Here is a 21,667-nt window from a genome sequence, read left to right as displayed (position 1 = left end):
ATGCCGACCATGTCCTTCGATCCCCAACCCTTTCGCCAGCAGTACCGCGCGGCCATCCGGCCCGGCTACAACCCCTGGCTGCACGCCGGCTTCGTCCTCGCCTACGGCGGCGCCTGGATCGTCTTCTTCCTCTCCCGGCTCGAGCAGCCGAGCCTGCTGGAATGGCTGACGGTGCCGGCCGCGCTGGTGTTCTTCAACTGGGGCGAGTACCGCATCCACAAGTCCCTCGGCCACCACAAGCACCCGCTGGGGCGGATGTTCTACAAGCGCCATACCGGCGACCACCACAGCTTCTTCGTCGCCGGCCAGATGCGCTACGAACAGGCACGCGACTGGCGGGTGATCCTGTTCCCGGCCTGGCTGGTGGTGGTCTTCAGCCTCGGCGCGCTGCTCGCCTGGAGCCTGCTCGGCCTGCTGAACGACAACCTCGCCGCGCTGTTCGCCGCGACCCTGCTGCTGGGCTACCTCAGCTACGAGATCTTCCACGCCTGCGGACACCTGCCGCCGGAGCATCCGCTCAGCCGTCTGCCGTGGATCCGCCACATGCGCCGCCTGCACGAACTGCATCACCGTCGCGAGCTGATGCAGACGCACAACTTCAACCTGGTCTTCCCGTTGATGGACTGGTGCTACGGCACCCTCCACTGGGAAGCGGAAACCGCCGAGGAGCGCGCCATGACCCGCATGCAGCACCAGATCGAGATCGCCCGCGGACCCGAGGCGACCCTCGCCTACGCCGCCAGCCCGGCACTCTGGCCGGAATGGCATCCCTCGTCGTTGCGGGTCGACGGCGCCTCGGGCCCGCTGCCGGCCGGCGCGCGCTTCGAGGAGGACATCCACGCCGGCGGCCGCGCCGGGCACCTGTCCTGGACGGTAGTCGAGTACCAGCCGGGACACCTGTGGCGCGCCAACGCCCGTGGCGACCGGGGGCTGCACCTGCGCCTGAGCTACGAATGCCAGCCGAGCGCGGCCGGCACCCGCTTCGTGCGCACCCTGGAATACCGCTTCGATGGCTGGTCGATGCGCCTGGCCAACCTGTTCCTGCTGCGCCGGCGCATCGAACGCGAGTCGGAGGAGTCCATGCAGCGCCTGCGCCGGGTCGCCGAGGCGCGGATAGCAGCGGCGGAAAGCGTATGATCGGGGTCCGCGGGGGCGGATCGCAGAAGGACACCGATGAACAAGTTTGCCGAAATGACCACCTTCGTCAGCGTGGTCGACGCCCGTAGCTTCTCCGAAGCCGCCCGCCGCCTGGGCACCACCAAGTCGCAAGTCAGCCAGCGGATCCAGCAACTGGAGAGGCGCCTGGGCCGGGTGCTGCTGAACCGCACCCGGCCGCTGAGCCTCACCGACCCCGGTCGCACCTACTACGAACACGCCTGCCGCCTGCTACAGGAGCTGGAGCAGGCGGAAGCCTCGGTGCTCGACGCCGACGACGACCTGCGCGGCCAGTTGCGCCTCTCCGCGCCGCTGGCCTTCACTCCGCGCTACCTGGCGCCGCTGCTGGCGCGCTTCGCCGAGCGCCATCCGCAATTGCGGGTGGACGTGCAGGCCGACGATCGTTTCGTCAACCTCCAGGAACCGCGCTTCGACATGGCCCTGCGCATGGGCCGGCTGGACGACTCCTGCCTGGTGGCGCGGCCGATCACCGCCAACCGCCACCTGCTCTGCGCCAGTCCCGACTACCTGGCGCGGCATGGCGTGCCGCAGCATCCCGAGGAATTACAGGCGCACGACGGGCTGGTCTACTACAACCGCGAGCCCGGCGGCATGCTCTGTCTGCCGGTGGACGGCGAACCGGCCTCGTTCCGCATCCGGGTGAGGATGCGTACCGACTCCGGGCACCAGTTGCTCGAAGGTGCGCGCGCCGGGCTCGGCCTGGCGATCCTGCCGAGCTTCCTGGCCGCCGATGCCTTGCTGGCCGGCGAGCTGCTGCCGGTCCTGCCTGGCTACTCGCCGGACGGCGGGCAGGTTTCCGTGGTCTACCGCAAGACCCAACGGACGCCCCGGAAGATCCTCGTCCTCGGCCAGTTCCTCGAAGAGGAAATCGGCGATCCGGCGCCCTGGGACCGCGCGCTCATCGAGCGTGGCCTGTTGCCGCCGGGCTGAGTTCGGAAAAACCGAACCAGCGGTTCGCCTTCCGCTGTCTGTCGCCGAGGGCGCGCCGGGCATAGCGTTGCTCCCGTCAATCGATCTGGATACGGGAGAACCCCATGCACCAACCCGAAAACCCGGCGCGCCGCACCTTGCTGGCGCAGACCGTCGCCGGCTCCGCCGCGCTCGCCCTGGGCTCGCTGCTCGGCGGCGCGCCCGGCGTGGCCAGCGCCACGGCGGAAACGCCCCGCAAGGCCTTCGATGGCGGCAGGATCGATGTGCTGATCGTCGGCGGCGGCTCCGCCGGCGCGGTCCTCGCCCGGCGCCTGAGCGAGCGCGGCGACCGCCGGGTACTGTTGCTGGAAGCCGGCCAGGCCTATCCGGCCTGGGACTACCCCAGGATCATCGCCAGCAGCGACAGCGTCGGCGGCGACCCCTCCAGCGACTGGGGCTACCAGTCCCAACCGGGGGCGATCGGGCACCCGATCCATGCGATCCGCGGCAAGGTCCTCGGCGGCAGCTCGGCGATCAATGGCGCGGTGGCGATCCGCGCGCGGCGCGAAGACTTCATCCGCTGGAACCTGCCGGGCTGGTCCTACGACGACCTGCTGCCGGCGTTCCGCCGCCTGGAGACCCGCCAGGGCGGTGACCCGGCCCTGCACGGCGGGGACGGACCGCTGCCGGTGCGGCAACTGAGCCGCGCCGATCTCTCGCCGATGCAGAGGGCCTTCGTCGACGCCACCCTGGCCAACGGTTTCAAGGCCATCGCCGATTTCGACGGCGCCGACGCCAACGGCGTCGGGCCGTACCCGATGAATGTCGTCAACGGTGTGCGCGTCAACACCGGCATGGCCTATCTCGACAACGCCGTGCGCGGCCGCGCCAACCTGTCGATCCGCGGCGACGCGCTGGTCGACCGGGTGCTCTTCGAAGGTAAGCGCGCGGTGGGCGTGCGCCTGGCCTCCGGCGAGGAAATCCACGCCGGCGAAGTGATCCTCAGCGCCGGCGCCTACGGCAGCCCGGCGATCCTGCTGCGCTCCGGTGTCGGCCCGGCCGACGAGCTGAAGGCGCTGTCGATCCCGTTGCTTGCCGACTTGCCGGTGGGCCGCCGGCTCAAGGACCATCCGTTCTACTACAACGCCTATGCCGCCCGGCCGGAGCGCATCGGCGCGCAGTCGCCGGTGATCGGCGCCAAGCTCTGGACCCATAGCTCGCGGGCGCAGAACGGCGAGCTGGACCTGCACATCACCGCCACCCACCTGTTCCCCGCCGAGATGAGCCCAACCGGGGTCGGCTTCGTCCTCGCCGTGGCCCTGACCCGGCCGCAATCGCTGGGCAGTGTGCGCCTGGCCAGCCGCGACCCGGCCGTCGCGCCGCTGATCGACCTGAACTTCCTCGCCGAGGCCGAAGACCGCGCGCGGTTGCTGGAAGGGGTCAAGCTGGCGCGCCGGATAGGCCGCAGCGAACCGCTCGCCGGGCTGATCCACGCCGAACTCGGGCCGGGGCCCGAGGCACGCAGCGATGCGCAGATCGAAGCGGCGATCCGCGCCACCCTCGATACCTACCACCACCCGACCTCCAGCGCGCCAATGGGCCGCGCCGGCGAGCGCTGGGCGGTGGTCGACCTGGAGGGCAGGGTGCATGGCCTGCAAGGATTGCGGGTGATCGACGCCTCGATCTTCCCCGATGCCATTTCGGTGGCCACCAACATCACCACCATCGCCGTTGCCGAGCACCTCGCGCAGCGCATCGCCTGACCGACCCAGGAGAACTTGCAGATGAACGGACACGCCAGACACTGGATCGATGGCGCATGGCTCGATTCCGCGCAGCGGGGACAATCTTTCGACCCGGCCAGCGGCCAGTCGATCGGCACCTACGCCGACGGCGGGCGGGCCGAGGCCGATGCGGCGATCGCCGCAGCTGTGCGCGCCTTCGAAGATGGTCCCTGGAAGGACGACCACGCGCTGCGCGCGACAGCCCTGGAGGAAATCGCCGCGGCCTTCGAGCGGCATGCCGATGCGCTCATCGACCTGCTTGCCCTGGAGAACGGCAAGATCAAGCCCGAGGCTGCCTTCGAGGTCGGCATGGTGCCGGGCAAGCTGCGCTACTACGCCGGCCTGGCGCGCAGCGAACGGGGCGCCAGCGGCACGCCGCGCCCCGACGTGGTGTCGCTGGTGCTGCGCGAGCCGATGGGCGTCGCCGGCATCATCGTGCCGTGGAATTCACCGGTGGTGCTGATGATCCGCTCCCTGGCGCCGGCGCTGGCCGCCGGTACCACCACGGTGGTGAAGATGCCGGGGCAGACCGCGCAGACCAACGCCCTGGTCGCGCGGATCATCGCCGAAGCGCCGTCGCTGCCTGCCGGGACGGTGAACATCTTCAGCGAATCGGGTTCCGAAGGCGCCCGGCGATTGATCGACGCGGCCGAGGTGCCGGTGATCAGCTTCACCGGCTCGAGCGCCACCGGACGAGCGATTTCCGCCGCCGGCGCGCGGCACCTGAAGCGCTTCGGCCTGGAACTGGGCGGCAAGACACCGCACCTGGTGTTCGACGACGCCGACCTGGACGCCGCCTTGCCCGTGCTGGAGAAGTCGCTGACGGTGTTCGCCGGGCAGTTCTGCATGACCGGTTCGCGCCTGCTGGTGCAGCGCGGCGTTGCCGAACGGCTACGCGAACGCCTGGCGCAGCGCCTGGAAAACCTGCGCGTGGGGCCGGCGGCGGACCCGCGCAGCGACATGGGGCCGCTGATCGACAAGGCCAACGTCGAGCGCGTCGAGCGAGCCGTACGCCAGGCCATCGCCGCCGGCGCGCGGGTGGTGGTCCGCGGCGGCCCGGTAACCGAGGGCGAGCTGGCGGCCGGCGCCTTCTACCGTCCGACCCTGCTGGAGGTCGATGATCCGGACCTGGACATCGTGCAACAGGAAACCTTCGGACCGGTGCTGACCCTGCAGGTATTCGACCGCGAGGAGGAGGGCGTCGCCCTGGCCAACCGCAGCGAGTACGGGCTGGCGGCCGGGGTCTGGACCCGCGAGGTCGCGCGTGCCTTCCGGGTGGCGCGGAAGATCCGCGCCGGCACCGTGTGGATCAACGATTGGGCCAAGGTCTACGACGAATTCGAGGAGGGCGGCTACCGCCAGTCCGGCCTCGGCCGGCTGAACGGGGTCGCCGCCCTGGACGACTTCGTCGAGTACAAGCACATCAGCCTGACCACCGGCGCGGCCTGAGCCTGGGCGAGCGGTGCGGCCGACGGCGCCGCCCGCTACTCCCAGGAGCGGGAATACACGTGTTCGCGGAACAGCTCGGGCAATCCGGAAACCTGCTTGAAACGCAGCACCTCGTCATTGTCCATGCCCAGTTCGCGGGCCACGTCGGCCTCGCTCCAGCCGGCCTTGAGCAGGGTCACCACGATCGCCGTCATCGGCAATACGCCGTGCACGCCGCGTGCGCGGTTGTGGCGGATGGTGGCGGCGATGCGCTCGCTGTCGCCTTCACGCCCGGCGCGTATCGCGGCGACCGGCAGGTAGCCGTGCAAACGCTGGCGCAGCGCGCCCTTGGCGCTGCCCACGCGCAGGCGGTGAAAGCCGTCGACCACCTCGTAGCGCCCGTCGGCCTGCGGATAGGCGACGATGGGCTGGGTGAATCCGTCGGACTCGATGGACAGCCTCAGCAGTCGCATCTCCGGCGGCGCGACGGTATTGGGGTTGTAGTCGTTGCCGGCGACGCGCTCGGCACGCACCCACTGCACGCAATCGACCGGCTCTTCGGCGAACGGACTGTGCGCGTGGAGCAGCCGGCGGATCCGGTTGATGGCTTCAATCCGCTCGGCAAGCGGCAACCCGTGCAGTTCGCCGAACAGCGCCTCGGCCCGCTCCGTCAGTGTCTTTGTCTGTGCCATGGGCTTTCCTCATGAGCGTCACCCAGCTACCCCGGGTGGAATGCACGGCGAAGCCGTGCGGTTCGAGAAGGCGCGCGCAGGCCTGGGGCGCGCGGGTGGTACAGGCCAGCCCGAGTTGGTCGACATGTCCGAGGACCCGCTCGCGCAGGGTGCGGAACAGCCCGCGACCGCGCGCTTCCGCACGCAGGTAGGCATCGCGCAGGCGAACCACGTCGGGATGTTGCTCCAGGCTGACGAACCCCAGTATCCGCGTGTCCCCCTGGCGGCGGAGCACGAACCAGCGGTGGTAGGGACCGTCGCTCAGCGGGTAGCCGCCGCATTCGCGGCGCACCCGGGCGCTGGCGAAGAAGCGGCCCATGCTGGCGAAGAAGGCGGCCTCGTCGTCGAACGAGCGCCACTGCAGGATCTCGCAGTCTTGCGGGCGGATCACGAGCGCTTCTCCCGACCGGGGACCAGTCTGTCGATATCGGCCTGGGAGAAGCCGAAGGACAGCGAGCGGGCCATGTCCTGCTTCAGCAGGGATAGCGCAATACGCCGCCAGGACGGCTGCTTGCGACGATTCTCCAGGGCCGGGATCCCCGCGTCCGGCCAGATGGCAAGGGGATAGTCGTGCTGCTTCCACCAGAGGATGAAACGCTCGATGCGCCGCTGGTAGATGCCGCGCAGGGGCGGCGGCATGCTGCGCAGGAGGAACTGGCTGTACTCGCGCCAGGTGCCGAAGGAGGGCGGCAGGCCAAGGCCGCCACGGTAGCCGAGGAAGCGCTGGCGACAATAGCGCGCCCCGTAGTTGGCGCCGGCGACGCGCCGGACCACGCGGAACCAGGTGCGCGGCTCGATCCGGTGGAACAGGTCGAGGCCCTTGCGCTGGTCGTCGCCATAGGGCTGGCAGATGCGCATCTGCGAGAACGGCACGCCGGCGCGGTACATCTGGTCGTAGAGGCGGTTGTAGGCGTAGCCATGGTCGGCGACGCAGCGCCAGAGATCCTCGAAACGCCAGTCGTAGATCGGGAAGAAGCTCACCGCCTGCGGGTTGGCCCGGTCGCGCGCGCTCCAGGCCAGCGGCGCGGAGCCGCCCGGCGGCGTCCAGGCGCATTGTTTCGCCCGGCTCCTGCGCTTGACCGCCAGGTAGCGATTGAGCGATTCGTCCGAACGGATGCCGACCAGGAACGCGGTAGGCTCTTCTCTGGACAGCCAGGCGTTGAAGCCGGCGACGAACTCCTCGAACTCCATGCGGTAGCGGTAGAAGGGGAAGAACCCCGGGTCGCTGATCACCCCCGGGTGCTTCGGCAGCGGGCGCACCCAGTCGGCCTCGGCGCCGGGCTCCCAGCAGCACCAGTAGGGTTCCTCCAGGCTGGAGGCGTTGCGCAGGTTGAGTGGCAGGCAGACCCACCAGGGGCGTACGTCGGGATGCCCGAGCATCTCGCTGACGTGATCGATGGTGGCCTGGTACTGCCCCTCCAGGTCGATGAACAGTACGTCCACCGGGCTGCGTCCCAACTCGCGTGCCACGTCCAGCGCCAATTGCAGGGTGACCGAGCTGTCCTTGCCGCCGGAGAAGGCGACACAGACGCGCTCGAAGTTCCGGAATACCAGTCGGAGGCGGGATAGGGTTGCGGCATGCACATCGGCATCCTGGTAATGCTTGCCTGCCATGGGTGCGAACCTCTTCTTTTAATAACTATTGAGGGAGACCGTTGCGACGACGGTCCATGTGCAATGTTTGTTTCGGAGTTTCTCCAGGCTATTTTTTCGAGAGTCGCGGCAGCCGGCACGTTCGGCGACGTTGGACTCCGAATCAGTGGATAACGGAAATATGTCCAGGCACTTGGCAGAGCGACGACCAACAGGCCCGACAACTGTCGTGCAGGAACTTTTTCAATGCTAGGCGAAGCCGTGGTTCGAGTTGTTGACTTGTCGCAAGACGGATTCTCCGAACAGCATCGGCGCAGCGCCCACTTGCAACGAGAGTGCGCACGCCGCCGTTGGCACTCGTCTGCGCACCGGACTTCTGAGCGGCGGCGGAAAAAGCTTGCTGCGCAAGGAGAAGCGCCTGCGGGTGAACATGGAAATTGCCCGGGAAAAGTCGACGGTAATTATTCGTTGAATAACAGGGAAGTGCATACTTCCAACTTGGAAGTTAACTGCATGGCACCATCCATGCATTACACGGATGGCGGTTTTTATTATAAGTCCAAACTGGCGAAGACAAGCAAGAGAGGCCGGGATGCCAGAGTTCCATAGTCGGAAATACAAGCGTTGCAATGTCGACGGATAGCGCGAAGAGGCGGCGGTACCCTGCGAAAAGAGGCAATTCCCCGAATGGCGGGCACTCGAACGGATTTATAAGTCCGCCGTTCGGCGTTCACCTCGACGCCTGTGCACGGGATACTTATATCGGTGGTTCGCACCACTGATTATCGATTTGAACTCGTTCGAGTCTTTACCGCGTTCCCGGCCGAAATAAAAGGCGGGTGGACGATTATTGCCTCACACAAGGAACATAGGCATGACCAGAACTTCGAACCCATGCGCAGTGGTATTGGCCTTTGCGGCAATTGCCGCTTCGGGAACCGCGATGGCGGCAAACACTATCACATTCAGCGGCGAAGTGACCGACCAGACCTGCCAGGTCGCGGTCAACGGCTTCACCGACCCCACGGTGATCCTCGACAGCGTACCGGTGAGCGCCCTCGATGGCGCAGTGGGCCGCAGCGCCGGCGAAACCGCCTTCACCCTGCAACTCACCGATTGCGTCGCGCCGACGGCCGACGAGCATTTCACCACCCTGTTCCAGGCCACCAACCCCAGCGCCGCCGGGAATCTGGTGAACACCGCCGCCAGCGGCGCGACGGGCGTGGCGCTGCAATTGCTCGATAGCGTCGGCGGCAACCCGGTCGACCTGGCCGGCGGCGCGGCGGTGCCCGCCGGCGACATCGTGCTCGCCAACGGAGCCACCAGCACCAGCTACGACTACGCGGTGCAGTACGTCTCCGAAGCGGCGACCGTGACGCCCGGTCCGGTACTCGGCGCCGTGACCTACACGCTGCGTTACGAGTGAATGCCGGCGGCGCATGCGCCGCCCCTTCCTTTTCCCAGCACTAAAGCCGGGCCCGGTCGCTGGACCGTGCCCGGCCAGGTAAGCCGCATGCCCAGACATTCGTACCGATCCGGCAGGACATCGGCGCTTCTGCTCGTCCTGCTGGCGAGCATCGCCCAGGCGCGGGCAAGCGTGGTGGTGACCGGGACCCGGGTGATCTATCCCGGCGAGGCACGGGAGAAGACCGTGCAACTGAGCAATCGCGATGCGTTTCCCAACGTCGTCCAGGCCTGGGTCGACATCGACGCCCCGGACGCGCCGCCGGATCAGGCGGACGCGCCGTTCCTGGTCAACCCGGCGGTATTCCGCATGGCCCCGGACAGCGGCCAGACGCTGCGCATCGTCTACACCGGGCAGGGCCTGCCGGGCGATCGCGAATCGCTGTTCCATCTCAACGTCCTGCAGATCCCGCCACGCAACAGCAGCCATGCGGATCGGAACCAGATGCTGCTGATGCTGCGCAATCGCCTGAAGCTGTTCTACCGCCCGGCGGGCATCCAGGGCCGTCCCGAGGACCTGCCCGGGCAACTGCGTTTCGCACTGGTCCGGCGCAGCGCCGGCTGGGCGGTGCGGGTGGACAACCCGAGCGGCTACTACGCCTCGTTCGCCAGCGCCACGCTCAGCGTCGGCCAGCGCCGCTGGCGCTTGCGCAGCGGCATGCTGGAGCCGCGCAGCCATGCCGAATGGCAGGCCGAAACCCGAGAAGCCCTGCCGCCGGGACGCGTGCGCCTGCACGCGCTGCTGATCAACGACTACGGCGCCCATATGGATATCCGTCATGACCTATCGCCATGAACGCCGCTGCCGCACCGGCACGGCCCTGATGGCGGGCGGCATGGCGCTGGCGGCGAGCGCCTTCGGTCATGCCCAGCCCGGCTACGAATTCGATGATCGCCTGTTGCTCGGCTCTTCCCTGGGCGGCGGCGACCTGTCGCGCTTCAACCAGGACGGTCGGATCGATCCGGGTCGCTATCACGTCGATGTCTACCTCAACGAGCGCTTCGCCAGCCGCAGCGAAGTGAGTTTCCTCGCCAACCCCGCCAGCGGCGCGGTGGAGCCCTGCCTCGAGGAAGACTTCCTGCGCCAGCGCCTCGGCGCCAAGCCTGGTGACGATCCGCGCAAGAGCGGCGACGGGCGCCACTGCGCCTTTCTCGGTGCACGCCTGCCCGGCTCGCGGTTCAGCCTGGACGTCGCCCGCCTGCGCCTGGATCTCTCGGTGCCGCAAGCCTTGCTCGACCTCAAGCCGCGCGGCTACGTCAGCCCCGAGGAGTGGGACGCCGGCGACAGCATGGGCTTCGTCAACTACGACACCAACCTCTATCGCTCCGACTACCGCGGCGGCGAATCGGGACGATCGGACTACGCCTATGTCGGCCTGAACAGCGGCATCAACCTCGGCCTGTGGCGTTTGCGCCACCAGTCCAACTACACCTATTCCCGCTACAACGGGCAGGCCAGGCGCAAGTGGAACAGCATCCGCACCTATGCCCAGCGCGCCTTGCCGGCCTGGCGCAGCGAACTGACGGCGGGGGAGAGCTACACCGCCGGCAACCTGCTCGGCAGCATCGGCTACCGCGGCCTGAGCCTGGCCACCGACGACCGCATGCTGCCCGAGTCCCTGCGCCGCTATGCGCCGCAGGTGCGCGGCACCGCGGCCACCGCGGCGCGGGTGGTGATCAGCCAGAACGGCAGGAAGATCCGCGAGGTGAATGTCGCCCCCGGTCCGTTCGTCATCGACGATCTCTACGACAGCGCCTATGCCGGCGATCTGGACGTCCAGGTGTTCGAAGCCGATGGCAGCGTATCGAGCTTCAGCGTGCCGTTCGCCTCGGTCCCGGAGTCCATGCGTCCCGGCCTGTCGCGCTACAGCTTCACCCTGGGCCAGGCGCGCCAGTACGGTGACGGCGACGACCTGTTCGCCGACTTCACCTACCAGCGCGGCATGAGCAACGCCCTGACCGCCAACCTGGGACTGCGTGTCGCCGACGACTACCTGGCCATGCTGGGCGGCGGCGTCCTCGCCACCCGCTTCGGCGCCTTCGGCCTGAACAGCACCTATTCCAGCGCACGCGTCGAGGATGGCGCGCGCAAGCAGGGCTGGCGCATCGGGCTCGACTACAGCCGGACCTTCCAGCCCACCGGCACTACCCTGACCCTGGCCGGCTACCGCTATTCCACCGAAGGCTACCGCGAACTCGGCGACGTGCTCGGCTCGCGCGACGCACTGCGCCACGGGGACACCTGGGATTCCGGCAGCTACAAGCAGCGCAACCAGTTCAACCTGCTGGTGAGCCAGGCCCTCGGCGGTTACGGCAACCTCTATCTTTCCGGCTCCTCCAGCGATTTCTACGACGGCAAGAGCCGCGACACCCAATTGCAGTTCGGCTACTCCAACACCTGGGGGCAGTTGAGCTACAACCTCGCCTGGTCGCGGCAGACCACCACCTACTACCAGGAGCAGGGCGACCAGGACCCTGGCGTCGAGCTGCTCCGGCGCGACCGGCGCAGCGGCCTGCGCAACGACACCCTGACCCTCAGCGTCTCCATGCCGCTGGGTTCTTCCAGTCGGGCGCCGACGCTCAGCGCCATAGCTACCCGGCGCTCCGGCGACAGCGGTGGCGGCAGCCTGCAAACAGGGCTGAACGGTACGCTGGGCGACGAGCGTACCTGGAGCTACGCGCTGTCCGCCAACCGCGACAGCGAGGTCGCCGACACCACCTGGAACGGCACGTTGCAGAAGCAGGCGGCGCTGGCCACCGTGAATGCCGGCTATGCCCAGGGCGATCGCTACCGGCAATACAGCGGCGGCATCCGTGGCGCGCTGGTCGCCCACCGCGACGGGCTGACCCTTGGCCCCAGCGTCGGCGATACCTTCGCCCTGGTCGAGGCCAAGGGCGCCAGCGGTGCCGCGATACGCGGCGGGCAGGGCGCGCGCATCGACGGCAACGGCTATGCGCTGGCCCCCTCGCTGTCGCCCTATCGCTACAACCCGATCTCCCTCGATCCCGTTGGCATCGATCCCGACGCCGAACTGCTGGAAACCGAGCGCAAGGTCGCGCCCTACGCCGGTGCCAGCGTGCGCGTGACGTTCAGGACGCTGACCGGCCATCCGCTGCTGATCCAGGCGCGGCGCGAGGACGGCAGTGTGCTGCCGCTCGGCGCCGTGGTGGTCGACGACGGCGGGGCGGCCATCGGCATGGTCGGGCAGGGCGGCCAGGTCTATGCGCGCGCGGAAAACCAGCGGGGCAGGTTGCTGGTGCAATGGGGAACGGCGCGCAAGGAGCGTTGCGAGTTGCCCTACGACCTGGCCGGTGTGCCTCGCGACCAGGCGCTGATCCGCCTGCGCGGTACCTGCCGGGCAGCCACCACCGACTCCAACCTGGAGAACGCCAGATGAACCGCACGCTTCCTCTGCTGCCCGCGCTGGCCCTCGGCGTGTCGCTGGGGCTTCCCGTCAGTGGCCAGGCGACTTGCTACCGGGTCACCTCGGTAGGCAGCGAGACGACCACCTCGAACACCCAGATCCGCCCAGGCGAAGGTACCGCCGGCAGCTGGACCGGCGCCTGCGACACCTGCAATGGCTCGCTCGGCCTGCCCAGCGTGGTCAACGTCAGCGACGAGAGTTTCCAGCCCTATCCGACGCTCATCGCCAGCGCGGTGGCGCCGCTGACCCAGTACGGCGCCACCGGCGGCTACGACCCCGAGCGGGTGTTCTTCCGCTGTAGCGCCGGGGACGCCGTCTACGAGATGTTTTCTACCAACGGCGACGATCTCTATAGCGGCTACTACACCGGCGCCGACACGGTGGGCAACGACATCGGCCTGCAGGATGCCTACCGGACCGCCTGGCCCAACGTGCTGCTGCGCCTGACCAACGTCGAGACGGGGGAAACCATCACGCCGATCTGGAAGGAGCGCCAGCTCTCCGGGCTGGACATCGACTCGCGCGGCTTCCAGCTGGTCAAGGCGAAGAACCTCGCAGCGGTACGCGCCGAGCTGTACAGCGCGCCGCTGGAGGCGATCCGCTACTACTCGCCGACGATCCTCTCGCAGCCCTATTCCTACACCCAGCCGGCGGCCTACATCGCCATCAAGGGGCCGGGCCTGACCGCGCCGACCGTCGGCCAGGCGCACGTGGGCGGCAACTGGGGCGGCTGGTACAGCAACTGGCCGGGTGCCATCGGTCTGTACCGCTACGTGACCCTGAAACGCTATCCCACCTGCGCGGTGATGACGGTCACCCCGCACGTGCAGTTCCCGCCCATCACCCTGGCCGAGATCGATAGCGGCGGCGTGCGCGAGGCGCCCTTCGAACTCACCTTCAAGTGCCAGAGCGGCATGACCAACGGCACCGGGGCCGGCGCCACGGCGCTGGGCATCCGCGTGTCCAGCGGGGCCCTGGCGGCCAGCCCGGCGCTGGGCCTGGTCAACGCCAGTGGCGGACTGTCCTACCTGCTCTCCGACCGTTACGGGGAGCCGGGCATTGCCCGTGGGGTCGGCATCCGCATCTACCGCGACGGCACGCCGATGACGCTCCTGGCCAACGAGAACTCCGCCGGCGGCAGCAACGCCGAGGCCACCGGCTGGTACCCCGCCATCGGTGGCGCGACCCAGGCCAACGGCGGTAGCGGCGGCATCGACCTGTACCGCGAAACCTTCCGCGCGCGCCTGGAGAAACTCGCGCTCGGCAGCCAGCCCGGCGTCACGGCGGGGCGAGTCGAGGCCACGGCGCAGGTGGTTATCCGTGTCCAGTAGGCGCGCGCTCGCGCTGCTGGCCATGCTTTGCCTCGCGCCGACGAGCGAGGCCGGAGTGACCGCGGAGCGCACCCGCCTGGTGTTCGTGGAGGGCCAGCGCGAGGCCTCGTTGCTGCTGGTCAACCAGAATCCCTACCCGGTGCTGGTGCAGGCGTGGGTCGATGACGGCGCCCTCGACGGCGAACCGGATACCGCGCTGGCTCCGTTCCTGCCGCTGCCGCCCGTATTCCGCCTGGAGCCGGGACGCCAGCGCAGCCTGCGCCTGCTGGCTACCGGCCAGGCCCAGGCACGGGATCGCGAATCGCTGTACTGGCTGAACATCTACGAGATCCCCCCGCAAGCCACCGCCGAGGCCGCTGGCCGGCCCCGGCTCACGGTCACCCTGCGAACCCAGATGAAGGTGCTGTACCGCCCGCACGGCCTGCATCCGCACGCCGAGGACGCTGCCGCCGAACTGGGCTTCGCGCTGCGCGACGAGACCCTGCGGGTGGACAACCCGACGCCGTACTTCGTGTCCCTGGCGGGGCTGGCGCTGGAGATAGGGGAGACGCGCCTGGATCTGCCCGGAACGCTGCTGGCTCCGCGCTCGCAACGACGCCTCGGCCTGCCGCGGCGGGTGGACAGCGGGACGCGCGGCGAGGTGGCGTTCGACTGGATCGACGACAACGGCGTCAGCCGCCAGGAAAGGAAAGCTCTACAGTGAACAGTTCCCCACAGGCTCGCCAGCACGAGCACCCGCCGGCCGTTGCCGCCTCCCTGGCCGGCGACCTGCGCCTGGCCCGGCGTTTCCAGGCCGCCCTGGCGCGCGGTCGGGTGCGCCTGGACTGGCAGGCCGTACGGCATGCCGGGCATCCGGAATGGGAGCCGCTCTACCGGGAAACCCTGCTCAGGGTCACGGCCGCCAGCGGCGAGCCGCCGTTGCCGACCCAGGAACTGATCCTGGCGCTGGAGCGGCTCGGCCTGATACGCCTGCTCGATCGCTGCGTGCTGGGTACGGTCCTCGACCGGCTGAACGCCGAGCCTACCTTGCGCCTGGCCTGCAACCTGTCGCGCCAGAGCGCGGCGATGGATGCCTGGTGGGAAGCCGTCTGCCGATGGCTGGCCGCCCGTCCGCAGGTGGCACGGCGGCTGACGCTGGAGCTGACCGAGACCGCCGTGGGCGAGAGAGTCGCGACCCGGGAGTTCATCCGACGCCTGCGCGAACATGGCGTGCGCATCGCTATAGACGACTTCGGCGCGGCGCACAACAACCTGGACTTCGTTCTCGATGCCCGTCCCGATGTGATCAAGATCGATTGCCGGTATACCCGCTAAGCACGTCGCTCGGCGAAGGGCGCCGAAGTGCTGCGCCATCTGCTGGCCCTGTGCCGCGAACTGGCGCCCTGCGTGGTCCTGGAAGGTCTCGAGGAGGACGATGCGTTCGCCCGGCTGCCGACCGGGGACGTCTATCTCCAGGGCAACGCGATCGCGCCGCCGATGCGGGTCGAACCGCCGCTGTCCGTACGCCGGCCGAAGAGCCGGGCGCGGATCGAGGCGCTGGCGAGCCGCCAGGGGTGACCGGGGAGGGCGCCCGGCCTGGCACGGTCGGCGAAAAATCTGAACGGTCGGCCGGCGGCGCCGTCACAGCAGCGACGATGCCGAGGTGCGTTGTGCCGAAGTCCCGGCATTTTTTCCCTGTCACGCCAACGGAGTCGACCATGAACAGAGCAATCAGCCTTCCCCTCAAGGGAGCCGCCTGGCTCCTGCTGGTCCTGGCCCTGCCTTTCGCCAACGCCCAGGACATGAACAAGACCGCGCCACAGACCTTCGTCAGCGAGGCCTCGGCGGCCGGCGTGGCGGAAATCGAAGCCGGCAAGATGGCGCTGGAAAAGAGCACCGCCGCCGATGTGAAGGTATTCGCCAAGCAGATGATCGACGACCACGGCAAGGTCAACGCCGAACTGCGCAGCCTGGCCGAGCGCAAGAAACTGGAGGTCGAAGACGACGCCAGCCTGACCGACAAGGCCAAGGCGACCCTGCTCGACCTGCGCGACGCCTCCTTCGACCCGGCCTACGCCAACAACCAGGTGGCGGCCCACGAGAAAGCCGTGGAACTCTTCACCCAGGCCGCAGACAACCTCACCGACCCGGAACTGCAGGCCTTCGCCAAGACCCACCTGCCGGCCCTGAAGCACCACCTGGAAATGGCCCGCGCGCTGGCCAAGGCGCACCCATCCAAGTAACGCCCCCGCGGGCGGAGCCTGGCCAGGCATGAGCTTCAGCCTGTGGTTGCTGGTACTGGGCTGCATCCTGCTGACGCTCGGCCTGGCCTCGGCCTACCTGCGCCTGCTGCCGGTCAGCACCTCGTTCCTCTACCTGCTGTTCGGCCTGGCCATCGGCCCGGCCGGGCTGCATGCCTGGCGCAGTGGCCTGGCGGACATCAGCGGCTGGTTCGAACACCTCGCCGAGGCGGCCCTGCTGATCTCGCTGTTCATCGGCGGCCTCAAGCTGCGCCTGCCGCTGCGCTCGCCGGCCTGGACCGCCGCCTGGCTGCTGGCCGGACCGGTCCTGCTCGGCTGTATCCTCGGCCTGACCCTGGGCGCGCATTTCCTGTTCGGCCTGGACTGGGGGCTGGCCTTGCTGGTCGCGGCGATCCTCGCGCCTACCGACCCGGTGCTGGCCAGCGACATCCAGGTCAACCACGCCGGCGACGACGATCGCCTGCGCTACGCCGTATCCGGCGAGGCGGGACTCAACGACGGCATCGCCTTTCCCTTCGTCATCGCCGCCCTGCTGCTGATCGGTCAGGGCGGCGGCCTGCCTGGCGAGTTCGACCGCAGCGGCCTGGACTGGCTGTTGCGCGACGTCCTCTGGGCCATCCCCGCCGGATTGCTGGTGGGCTATTGCCTGGGCCATGGCCTCGGCCGCCTGGCCATCCACCTGCGGGCGCGGCACACCGACACCTCGGTGTCGGCCAACGACTTCCTCGCCCTGGCGCTGATCGCGCTGTCCTATGTCGGCGCCGACGCGCTGGGCGGCTGGGGCTTCCTCGCCAGCTTCGCCGCCGGGATCGGCCTGCGCCACGCCGAGGTGGCGACGCTGGGACACGCCTCGGCACCGGCCGAGGCGCAGGCGGCCGCCGCCGACGTGCGCGAGGCCGGGCAGGCCAGCGGCACCATCGAGTATGGCGCCGACCGCAGCGAACACCCGAAGGTGGCAGCCGGCGCGGTGATGCTCGACGTGCTCTCCTTCGGCAACCTGCTGGAGCGCTCGCTGGAAGTGCTGCTGGTGACCCTGCTCGGCGCCATGCTCTACCAGCACTGGGACTGGCGCGCGCTGCTGCTGGCGCTGCTGCTGTTCTGCGTGTGCCGGCCGGCGATGGTCTGGCTGCTGGTCGGCCGGCGGCTGATGCACCCGGCGCAGCGGCGCCTGCTCGGCTGGTTCGGCATCCGCGGCATCGGCAGCCTGTACTACCTCAGCTACGCGCTGAACCAGGGGCTGCCTACGGCGCTCGCGCATACCGCCAGCGACCTGGTGCTGAGCCTCGTCGCCCTGAGCATCTGCGTGCACGGCCTGAGCATCCAGCCGCTGCTGATGCGCCACGCGCGCAGCGTCAGTCGCCGCGATCGGGAATGATCGAGATCTTGCCGTTCTTCTCGAGGATGGCGAAGCGGATCTGCTCCATGCGTTCCAGGCCCTGGGTCTCGCGGGCGGCCAGGAGAATGTCTTCCTCGCGCAGGCGGGCCTCGGCCAGGCGTGCGTGCAATGGCCTGCCGTACTCGACGATGAGCGTCGGCGAGCCCTCGATCAGGGTGTCGAGCTTCGGATGGCGCAGCTTGAGCAGGGACAGACCGACGTCGATGACGATCAGGGTGATGATCACCAGTACCGCGTTGACCAGCGAGAAGTCGTCGCCCAGCAGCGCCTGCTGGGTGGCTTCGCCGATGATCATCAGCAGCAGCAGGTCGAAGGTGGTGATGTCGGTCAGTGAACGCCGCCCGGCGATGCGGAAGAGTACCAGCAGGACCAGGTAGAGCGCGGCGGCTCGCAGTACGGAATCCATCGTGCGCCTCCTCGGAACGGATGACTCAGGGGTAGATGAACTGGTCGAAGGCCAGGCTTTCGCCGGCGAACTCCAGTCGACTGGCGACTTCGCCGAGCTGGTTCGGCAACAACGTCAGGAACAGGCTCAGGCGACCGTCTTCGTCGAGCCTTCCCTCCAGTTCCAGGCCACCCCGCCAGCTGTGACTGCGCAGCGGTTGCGGTTGCAGGCTCTGGATGCTGTGCGCCTGTAGCAGTCCGCCGCCCAGGCGCACGCCAACCTCGGTGCCCGGCGCGCCGCGCAGATCGATGCGCAGGCGGCTGGCGGCGCCGCTGCGTTCGAAACGCTCGTAGGCCAGGGTCAGCCTGCCGCTGTCGCTGACCAGCGTCCGCGAACTCAGAGGCCCGCCGGCGAACACCCCGGTCAGCGCCAGGAGGATCACCCCGAGCAGGACCCACAGGCCCGCCCGTTCGAAACGCCAGGCGCGGCGCTGGCTTTCCAGGCGCTCCGGGATCGGATACTCGCGCTGGTCGAACGCATCGTCTGCGGCGTCTTCTGGGGCAGGGCGCATGGCTGGCTCCTTCGCTCGCGGTCTCTCAGGCTGGACCCCGGTCGACGCGGTTGGTGCCGGCGGGCTTACCAGCGGTCGGCGCGGGTCGGGCAATCTGCACGATGAACAGGCGCCTTCCGGGCACTCTGCTGATCGCACTTTGCGATCAGCCCGCGCCCAATCGCCGTGGTCACGCTGCTCCGGCGTAAGCGGGGCGGACGGCGCGAACCTTGCAGCGAAGCCTTCCTGACAATCCGACAGGGAGAACCATGGTGAACGGAGAAAACAAGATCGTCCTGGTCCTCGAAGAACACGCCGACCAGCTCTGGCGGATCGAGGAATTCCTCCTTGATCGAGGCTACGCGGTGCTCAGCGCGGCGAGTCGCGACGAAGCCCTCGACCACCTGGCCTCGGACGCGGTGATCGACCTGTTTCTGCTCAGCGAGCAGCTCGAAGGTCCTCTGAGCGGCAGCATGCTCATCGAAACCAGCCTGCCGGTGCGCCCGCGGATGCGGGTGATCCTGCTCAGCGACAGCGCTCGCGTCGGCATCGACCCGGCGGCACCCTATCCGGTGCTGCTCAAACCGGTGACCCTGGAAGAACTGGGGAAAGCCATCGACCTGGTCCTGCACAGCGCGCCGGTCTGCCCCGGCGTCTGACCACCGAGGAGCCCGCCATGCCCAGCAGCAAGCCGCTCGCCGAGTACGCCCGCAAGCGCGATTTCCGCCAGACCCCGGAGCCCAGCGGCCGCAAGCCTCGCAAGGACAGCACCGGGCTGCTCCGCTATTGCGTCCAGAAGCACGACGCCAGCCGCCTGCACTACGACTTCCGCCTGGAGCTGGATGGCACCCTGAAGAGCTGGGCGGTGCCCAAGGGGCCGTGCCTCGACCCGGCGGTGAAGCGGCTCGCGGTGCAGGTTGAGGACCATCCGCTGGACTATGCCGATTTCGAAGGCAGCATCCCCCAGGGGCACTACGGCGCCGGCGATGTCATCGTCTGGGACCGAGGCGCCTGGACGCCTCTGGACGATCCGCGCGAGGGCCTGGAAAAGGGCCATCTCAGCTTCGCCCTGGATGGCGAGAAACTCTCCGGGCGTTGGCACCTGATCCGCACCAACCTGCGCGGCAAGCAGCCCCAGTGGTTCCTGGTCAAGGCCAAGGACGGCGAGGCGCGCAGCCTGGATCGCTTCGACGTGCTGAAGGAGCGTCCCGACAGCGTGCTCAGCGAGCGTACGCTGCTGCCCCGCCATGGCGAAGCCGCCACGCCCGCGGCCAGGCCGGCGCGACGCGGCAAGAGCGGGGGGAAGACGCCGATGCCCGAATGGATCGCCCCCGAGCTGGCCAGCCTGGTCGAGCAGCCTCCGCGAGGGGAGTGGGCCTACGAACTCAAGCTGGACGGCTATCGGCTGATGAGCCGCATCGAAGACGGCCGCGTGCGCCTGCTGACCCGCAACGGCCATGACTGGACCGAACGCCTGCCGCACCTGGAGAAGGCCTTGGCCGGGCTCGGTCTGCAGCGCAGTTGGCTGGACGGCGAACTGGTGGTCCTCGACGAGAAGGGTCGACCGGACTTCCAGGCCCTGCAGAACGCCTTCGAGGAAGGTCGCGGCGAGAACATCCTGTACGTCCTCTTCGACCTGCCGTACCACGAAGGCGAGGATCTGCGCGATGTCGCCCTGGAGGAGCGCCGCGCGCGCCTGGAGGCGCTGCTGGAAGGGCGCGACGAAGACCCGCTGCGGTTCTCCGCGACGCTCGCGGAAGACCCCCGCGACCTGCTGGCCAGCGCCTGCAAGCTCGGTCTCGAAGGCGTGATCGGCAAGCGTCTGGGCAGCGCCTACCGTTCGCGCCGCAGCAACGACTGGATCAAGCTGAAGTGCCAGTTGCGCCAGGAGTTCGTGATCGTCGGCTATACCGAGCCGAAGGGCTCTCGCCGGCATATCGGCGCCTTGCTGCTCGGCCTCTACAGCCCTGACGAGGAGCGCCGGCTGCGCTATGCCGGCAAGGTCGGCAGCGGCTTCACCGCGGCCAGCCTGAAGAAGGTCCGTGAGCGCCTGGAACCCCTCGCGGTCCGCTCCAGCCCATTGGCGAAGGTGCCGCCGGCGCGCGAGACCGGGTCGGTGCAGTGGGTGCGCCCGCAACAGCTGTGCGAGGTTTCCTATGCGCAGATGACCCGTGGCGGGATCATCCGCCAGGCAGTGTTCCACGGCTTGCGCGAAGACAAGCCGGCGCGCGAGGTGACCGGCGAGCGTCCCGCCGGCCCGCCGCCGCTGCGCGGCGCGCGCAAGGCCGGCGCCGGTGCGTCGCGGGCGGCCACCGCCGGCGTGCGCATCAGCCATCCGCAGCGGCTGATCGACCCGTCGATCCAGGCCAGCAAGCTGGAACTCGCCGAGTTCCATGCGCGCTACGCCGACCTGCTCCTGCGCGACCTGCGCGAGCGCCCGGTGTCGCTGGTGCGCGGCCCCGACGGAATCGGCGGCGAACTGTTCTTCCAGAAGCACGCGGCGCGCCTGAAGATCCCCGGCATCGTCCAGCTCGACCCGGCGCTCGATCCCGGTCATCCGCCGCTGTTGCAAATCCGCAGCGCCGAGGCGCTGGTCGGCGCGGTGCAGATGGGCAGCATCGAATTCCATACCTGGAACGCCAGCCTGGCCAACCTGGAGCGGCCCGACCGTTTCGTCCTCGACCTCGACCCGGACCCGGCGCTGCCGTGGAAGCGCATGCTCGAAGCGACCCAACTGAGCCTGACGTTGCTCGACGAGCTGGGCCTGCGCGCCTTCCTCAAGACCAGCGGCGGCAAGGGCATGCACCTGCTGGTGCCGCTGGAGCGCCGGCATGGCTGGGACGAGGTCAAGGATTTCGCCCAGGCCATCTCCCAGCACTTGGCGCGCCTGATGCCGGAGCGTTTCTCGGCGGTTTCCGGGCCGCGCAACCGGGTCGGCAAGATCTTCGTCGACTACCTGCGCAACAGCCGCGGCGCCAGCACCGTGGCTGCCTACTCGGTGCGCGCCCGCGAAGGGTTGCCGGTGTCGGTACCGGTGTTCCGCGAGGAACTCGACTCGCTGCAGGGCGCCAACCAATGGAACCTGCGCAGTCTGCCGCAGCGCCTCGACGAACTCGCCGGCGACGATCCCTGGGTCGACTACGCCGGCACCCGCCAGCGCATCAGCGCGGCCATGCGGCGCCAGCTCGGGCGCGGCTGACCGTCCGCGAAAAAGGCGGAACTCCCCCGGCGCACAGGGCCTCCACCGTGCAACGA

20 protein-coding genes are annotated in these 21,667 nt (G+C 68.8%); 15 read left to right on the top strand and 5 right to left on the bottom strand.

Translation table 11 applies throughout. The features are described from left to right. The 4 genes from VQ067_RS15265 to VQ067_RS15250 all read left to right on the top strand — a co-directional run bounded on the left by VQ067_RS15265 (window position 1) and on the right by VQ067_RS15250 (window position 5,318). On the top strand, window positions 1–1,137 hold the full coding sequence (locus VQ067_RS15265; RefSeq protein ID WP_074241062.1) for an SRPBCC family protein: 1,137 nt from the start codon (window positions 1–3) through the stop codon (window positions 1,135–1,137). Window positions 1,138–1,173: 36 nt separating this feature from the next. Then, a complete protein-coding gene (locus VQ067_RS15260; RefSeq protein WP_003088848.1) occupies window positions 1,174–2,106 on the top strand; it encodes a LysR family transcriptional regulator in 933 nt (310 codons plus the stop codon). 104 nt (window positions 2,107–2,210) lie between these two features. Continuing rightward, the gene (locus VQ067_RS15255; RefSeq protein ID WP_022580101.1) at window positions 2,211–3,848 is read left to right on the top strand and encodes a GMC family oxidoreductase; all 1,638 of its coding nucleotides are present in this window, start codon (window positions 2,211–2,213) and stop codon (window positions 3,846–3,848) included. Between the two features lie 21 nt (window positions 3,849–3,869). Next, window positions 3,870–5,318 (top strand): aldehyde dehydrogenase family protein, encoded by a 1,449-nt coding sequence (locus tag VQ067_RS15250; RefSeq protein ID WP_003109873.1) that lies wholly within the window; start codon window positions 3,870–3,872, stop codon window positions 5,316–5,318. Between the two features lie 35 nt (window positions 5,319–5,353). Here the strand turns inward: VQ067_RS15250 and VQ067_RS15245 are convergent, their stop codons facing one another. From VQ067_RS15245 to VQ067_RS15235, 3 genes are read right to left on the bottom strand one after another with little or no spacing between them, the layout of a single operon-like run. Next, window positions 5,354–5,989 (bottom strand): IbrB-like domain-containing protein, encoded by a 636-nt coding sequence (locus VQ067_RS15245; RefSeq protein ID WP_020750770.1) that lies wholly within the window; start codon window positions 5,987–5,989, stop codon window positions 5,354–5,356. Next, window positions 5,907–6,419, bottom strand: a complete 513-nt coding sequence (locus tag VQ067_RS15240; RefSeq protein ID WP_003088854.1) for a GNAT family N-acetyltransferase — start codon at window positions 6,417–6,419, stop codon at window positions 5,907–5,909. The genes VQ067_RS15245 and VQ067_RS15240 overlap by 83 nt, the downstream gene beginning before the upstream one ends. Then, window positions 6,416–7,642 carry a phosphoadenosine phosphosulfate reductase gene (locus VQ067_RS15235; RefSeq protein ID WP_009315698.1) on the bottom strand — a complete coding sequence of 409 codons (1,227 nt, stop codon included), beginning with the start codon at window positions 7,640–7,642 and terminating at the stop codon, window positions 6,416–6,418. Before VQ067_RS15235 ends, VQ067_RS15240 begins: the two co-directional genes overlap by 4 nt. Window positions 7,643–8,495: 853 nt before the next feature. Here VQ067_RS15235 and VQ067_RS15230 point away from each other — a divergent pair. From VQ067_RS15230 to VQ067_RS15190, 9 genes are all read left to right on the top strand, one after another. Continuing rightward, window positions 8,496–9,047, top strand: a complete 552-nt coding sequence (locus tag VQ067_RS15230; RefSeq protein ID WP_003120281.1) for a fimbrial protein — start codon at window positions 8,496–8,498, stop codon at window positions 9,045–9,047. An 87-nt stretch (window positions 9,048–9,134) separates the two neighbouring features. Continuing rightward, window positions 9,135–9,881 carry a fimbrial biogenesis chaperone gene (locus VQ067_RS15225; RefSeq protein ID WP_003088863.1) on the top strand — a complete coding sequence of 249 codons (747 nt, stop codon included), beginning with the start codon at window positions 9,135–9,137 and terminating at the stop codon, window positions 9,879–9,881. After that, the gene (locus VQ067_RS15220) at window positions 9,865–12,483 is read left to right on the top strand and encodes a fimbria/pilus outer membrane usher protein (protein ID WP_317951593.1); all 2,619 of its coding nucleotides are present in this window, start codon (window positions 9,865–9,867) and stop codon (window positions 12,481–12,483) included. The genes VQ067_RS15225 and VQ067_RS15220 overlap by 17 nt, the downstream gene beginning before the upstream one ends. Then, window positions 12,480–13,841, top strand: coding sequence for a fimbrial protein (locus VQ067_RS15215; RefSeq protein WP_003088866.1), 1,362 nt, complete (start codon window positions 12,480–12,482; stop codon window positions 13,839–13,841). Before VQ067_RS15220 ends, VQ067_RS15215 begins: the two co-directional genes overlap by 4 nt. Continuing rightward, the gene (locus tag VQ067_RS15210; RefSeq protein WP_003109870.1) at window positions 13,831–14,544 is read left to right on the top strand and encodes a fimbrial biogenesis chaperone; all 714 of its coding nucleotides are present in this window, start codon (window positions 13,831–13,833) and stop codon (window positions 14,542–14,544) included. The genes VQ067_RS15215 and VQ067_RS15210 overlap by 11 nt, the downstream gene beginning before the upstream one ends. Continuing rightward, a complete protein-coding gene (locus tag VQ067_RS15205) occupies window positions 14,541–15,155 on the top strand; it encodes an EAL domain-containing protein (RefSeq protein WP_340080853.1) in 615 nt (204 codons plus the stop codon). The genes VQ067_RS15210 and VQ067_RS15205 overlap by 4 nt, the downstream gene beginning before the upstream one ends. A gap of 27 nt (window positions 15,156–15,182) precedes the next feature. After that, window positions 15,183–15,398 carry a hypothetical protein gene (locus VQ067_RS15200; protein ID WP_058135310.1) on the top strand — a complete coding sequence of 72 codons (216 nt, stop codon included), beginning with the start codon at window positions 15,183–15,185 and terminating at the stop codon, window positions 15,396–15,398. A gap of 140 nt (window positions 15,399–15,538) precedes the next feature. Further along, complete coding sequence (locus VQ067_RS15195) at window positions 15,539–16,063, top strand: DUF4142 domain-containing protein (protein ID WP_003088871.1); 525 nt, start codon at window positions 15,539–15,541, stop codon at window positions 16,061–16,063. Between the two features lie 28 nt (window positions 16,064–16,091). Then, window positions 16,092–17,456 (top strand): cation:proton antiporter, encoded by a 1,365-nt coding sequence (locus VQ067_RS15190; protein WP_317951594.1) that lies wholly within the window; start codon window positions 16,092–16,094, stop codon window positions 17,454–17,456. Here VQ067_RS15190 and VQ067_RS15185 read toward each other — a convergent pair. Together VQ067_RS15185 and VQ067_RS15180 are read right to left on the bottom strand one after the other, a co-directional pair. After that, complete coding sequence (locus VQ067_RS15185; RefSeq protein WP_003088873.1) at window positions 17,434–17,883, bottom strand: DUF421 domain-containing protein; 450 nt, start codon at window positions 17,881–17,883, stop codon at window positions 17,434–17,436. The genes VQ067_RS15190 and VQ067_RS15185 overlap by 23 nt on opposite strands. 25 nt (window positions 17,884–17,908) lie before the next feature. Then, window positions 17,909–18,433 (bottom strand): hypothetical protein, encoded by a 525-nt coding sequence (locus tag VQ067_RS15180; protein WP_003088874.1) that lies wholly within the window; start codon window positions 18,431–18,433, stop codon window positions 17,909–17,911. Between the two features lie 248 nt (window positions 18,434–18,681). Here VQ067_RS15180 and VQ067_RS15175 point away from each other — a divergent pair, with 248 nt between their 5' ends. Next, on the top strand, window positions 18,682–19,071 hold the full coding sequence (locus VQ067_RS15175) for a response regulator (RefSeq protein WP_003088884.1): 390 nt from the start codon (window positions 18,682–18,684) through the stop codon (window positions 19,069–19,071). A 17-nt stretch (window positions 19,072–19,088) separates the two neighbouring features. Next, the gene (ligD, locus tag VQ067_RS15170) at window positions 19,089–21,611 is read left to right on the top strand and encodes a DNA ligase D (protein WP_033989859.1); all 2,523 of its coding nucleotides are present in this window, start codon (window positions 19,089–19,091) and stop codon (window positions 21,609–21,611) included. The last annotated feature ends 56 nt before the right edge of the window (window positions 21,612–21,667 follow it).

This window comes from Pseudomonas sp. KBN12P06040 (assembly GCF_037574965.1).
GTDB classification, from domain to species: domain Bacteria; phylum Pseudomonadota; class Gammaproteobacteria; order Pseudomonadales; family Pseudomonadaceae; genus Pseudomonas; species Pseudomonas aeruginosa.
This window is presented reverse-complemented; position numbering and strand designations above follow the sequence as displayed.

Bases quoted from the DNA above. Each gene is read 5' to 3' on its own strand.
- VQ067_RS15265 (WP_074241062.1), top strand. From the start codon at position 1: ATGCCGACCATGTCCTTCGATCCCCAACCCTTTCGCCAGCAGTACCGC.
- VQ067_RS15260 (WP_003088848.1), top strand. From the start codon at position 1,174: ATGAACAAGTTTGCCGAAATGACCACCTTCGTCAGCGTGGTCGACGCC.
- VQ067_RS15255 (WP_022580101.1), top strand. From the start codon at position 2,211: ATGCACCAACCCGAAAACCCGGCGCGCCGCACCTTGCTGGCGCAGACC.
- VQ067_RS15250 (WP_003109873.1), top strand. From the start codon at position 3,870: ATGAACGGACACGCCAGACACTGGATCGATGGCGCATGGCTCGATTCC.
- VQ067_RS15245 (WP_020750770.1), bottom strand. From the start codon at position 5,989: ATGGCACAGACAAAGACACTGACGGAGCGGGCCGAGGCGCTGTTCGGC.
- VQ067_RS15235 (WP_009315698.1), bottom strand. From the start codon at position 7,642: ATGGCAGGCAAGCATTACCAGGATGCCGATGTGCATGCCGCAACCCTA.
- VQ067_RS15230 (WP_003120281.1), top strand. From the start codon at position 8,496: ATGACCAGAACTTCGAACCCATGCGCAGTGGTATTGGCCTTTGCGGCA.
- VQ067_RS15225 (WP_003088863.1), top strand. From the start codon at position 9,135: ATGCCCAGACATTCGTACCGATCCGGCAGGACATCGGCGCTTCTGCTC.
- VQ067_RS15220 (WP_317951593.1), top strand. From the start codon at position 9,865: ATGACCTATCGCCATGAACGCCGCTGCCGCACCGGCACGGCCCTGATG.
- VQ067_RS15215 (WP_003088866.1), top strand. From the start codon at position 12,480: ATGAACCGCACGCTTCCTCTGCTGCCCGCGCTGGCCCTCGGCGTGTCG.
- VQ067_RS15195 (WP_003088871.1), top strand. From the start codon at position 15,539: ATGAACAGAGCAATCAGCCTTCCCCTCAAGGGAGCCGCCTGGCTCCTG.
- VQ067_RS15190 (WP_317951594.1), top strand. From the start codon at position 16,092: ATGAGCTTCAGCCTGTGGTTGCTGGTACTGGGCTGCATCCTGCTGACG.
- VQ067_RS15185 (WP_003088873.1), bottom strand. From the start codon at position 17,883: ATGGATTCCGTACTGCGAGCCGCCGCGCTCTACCTGGTCCTGCTGGTA.
- VQ067_RS15180 (WP_003088874.1), bottom strand. From the start codon at position 18,433: ATGCGCCCTGCCCCAGAAGACGCCGCAGACGATGCGTTCGACCAGCGC.
- VQ067_RS15175 (WP_003088884.1), top strand. From the start codon at position 18,682: ATGGTGAACGGAGAAAACAAGATCGTCCTGGTCCTCGAAGAACACGCC.
- ligD (WP_033989859.1), top strand. From the start codon at position 19,089: ATGCCCAGCAGCAAGCCGCTCGCCGAGTACGCCCGCAAGCGCGATTTC.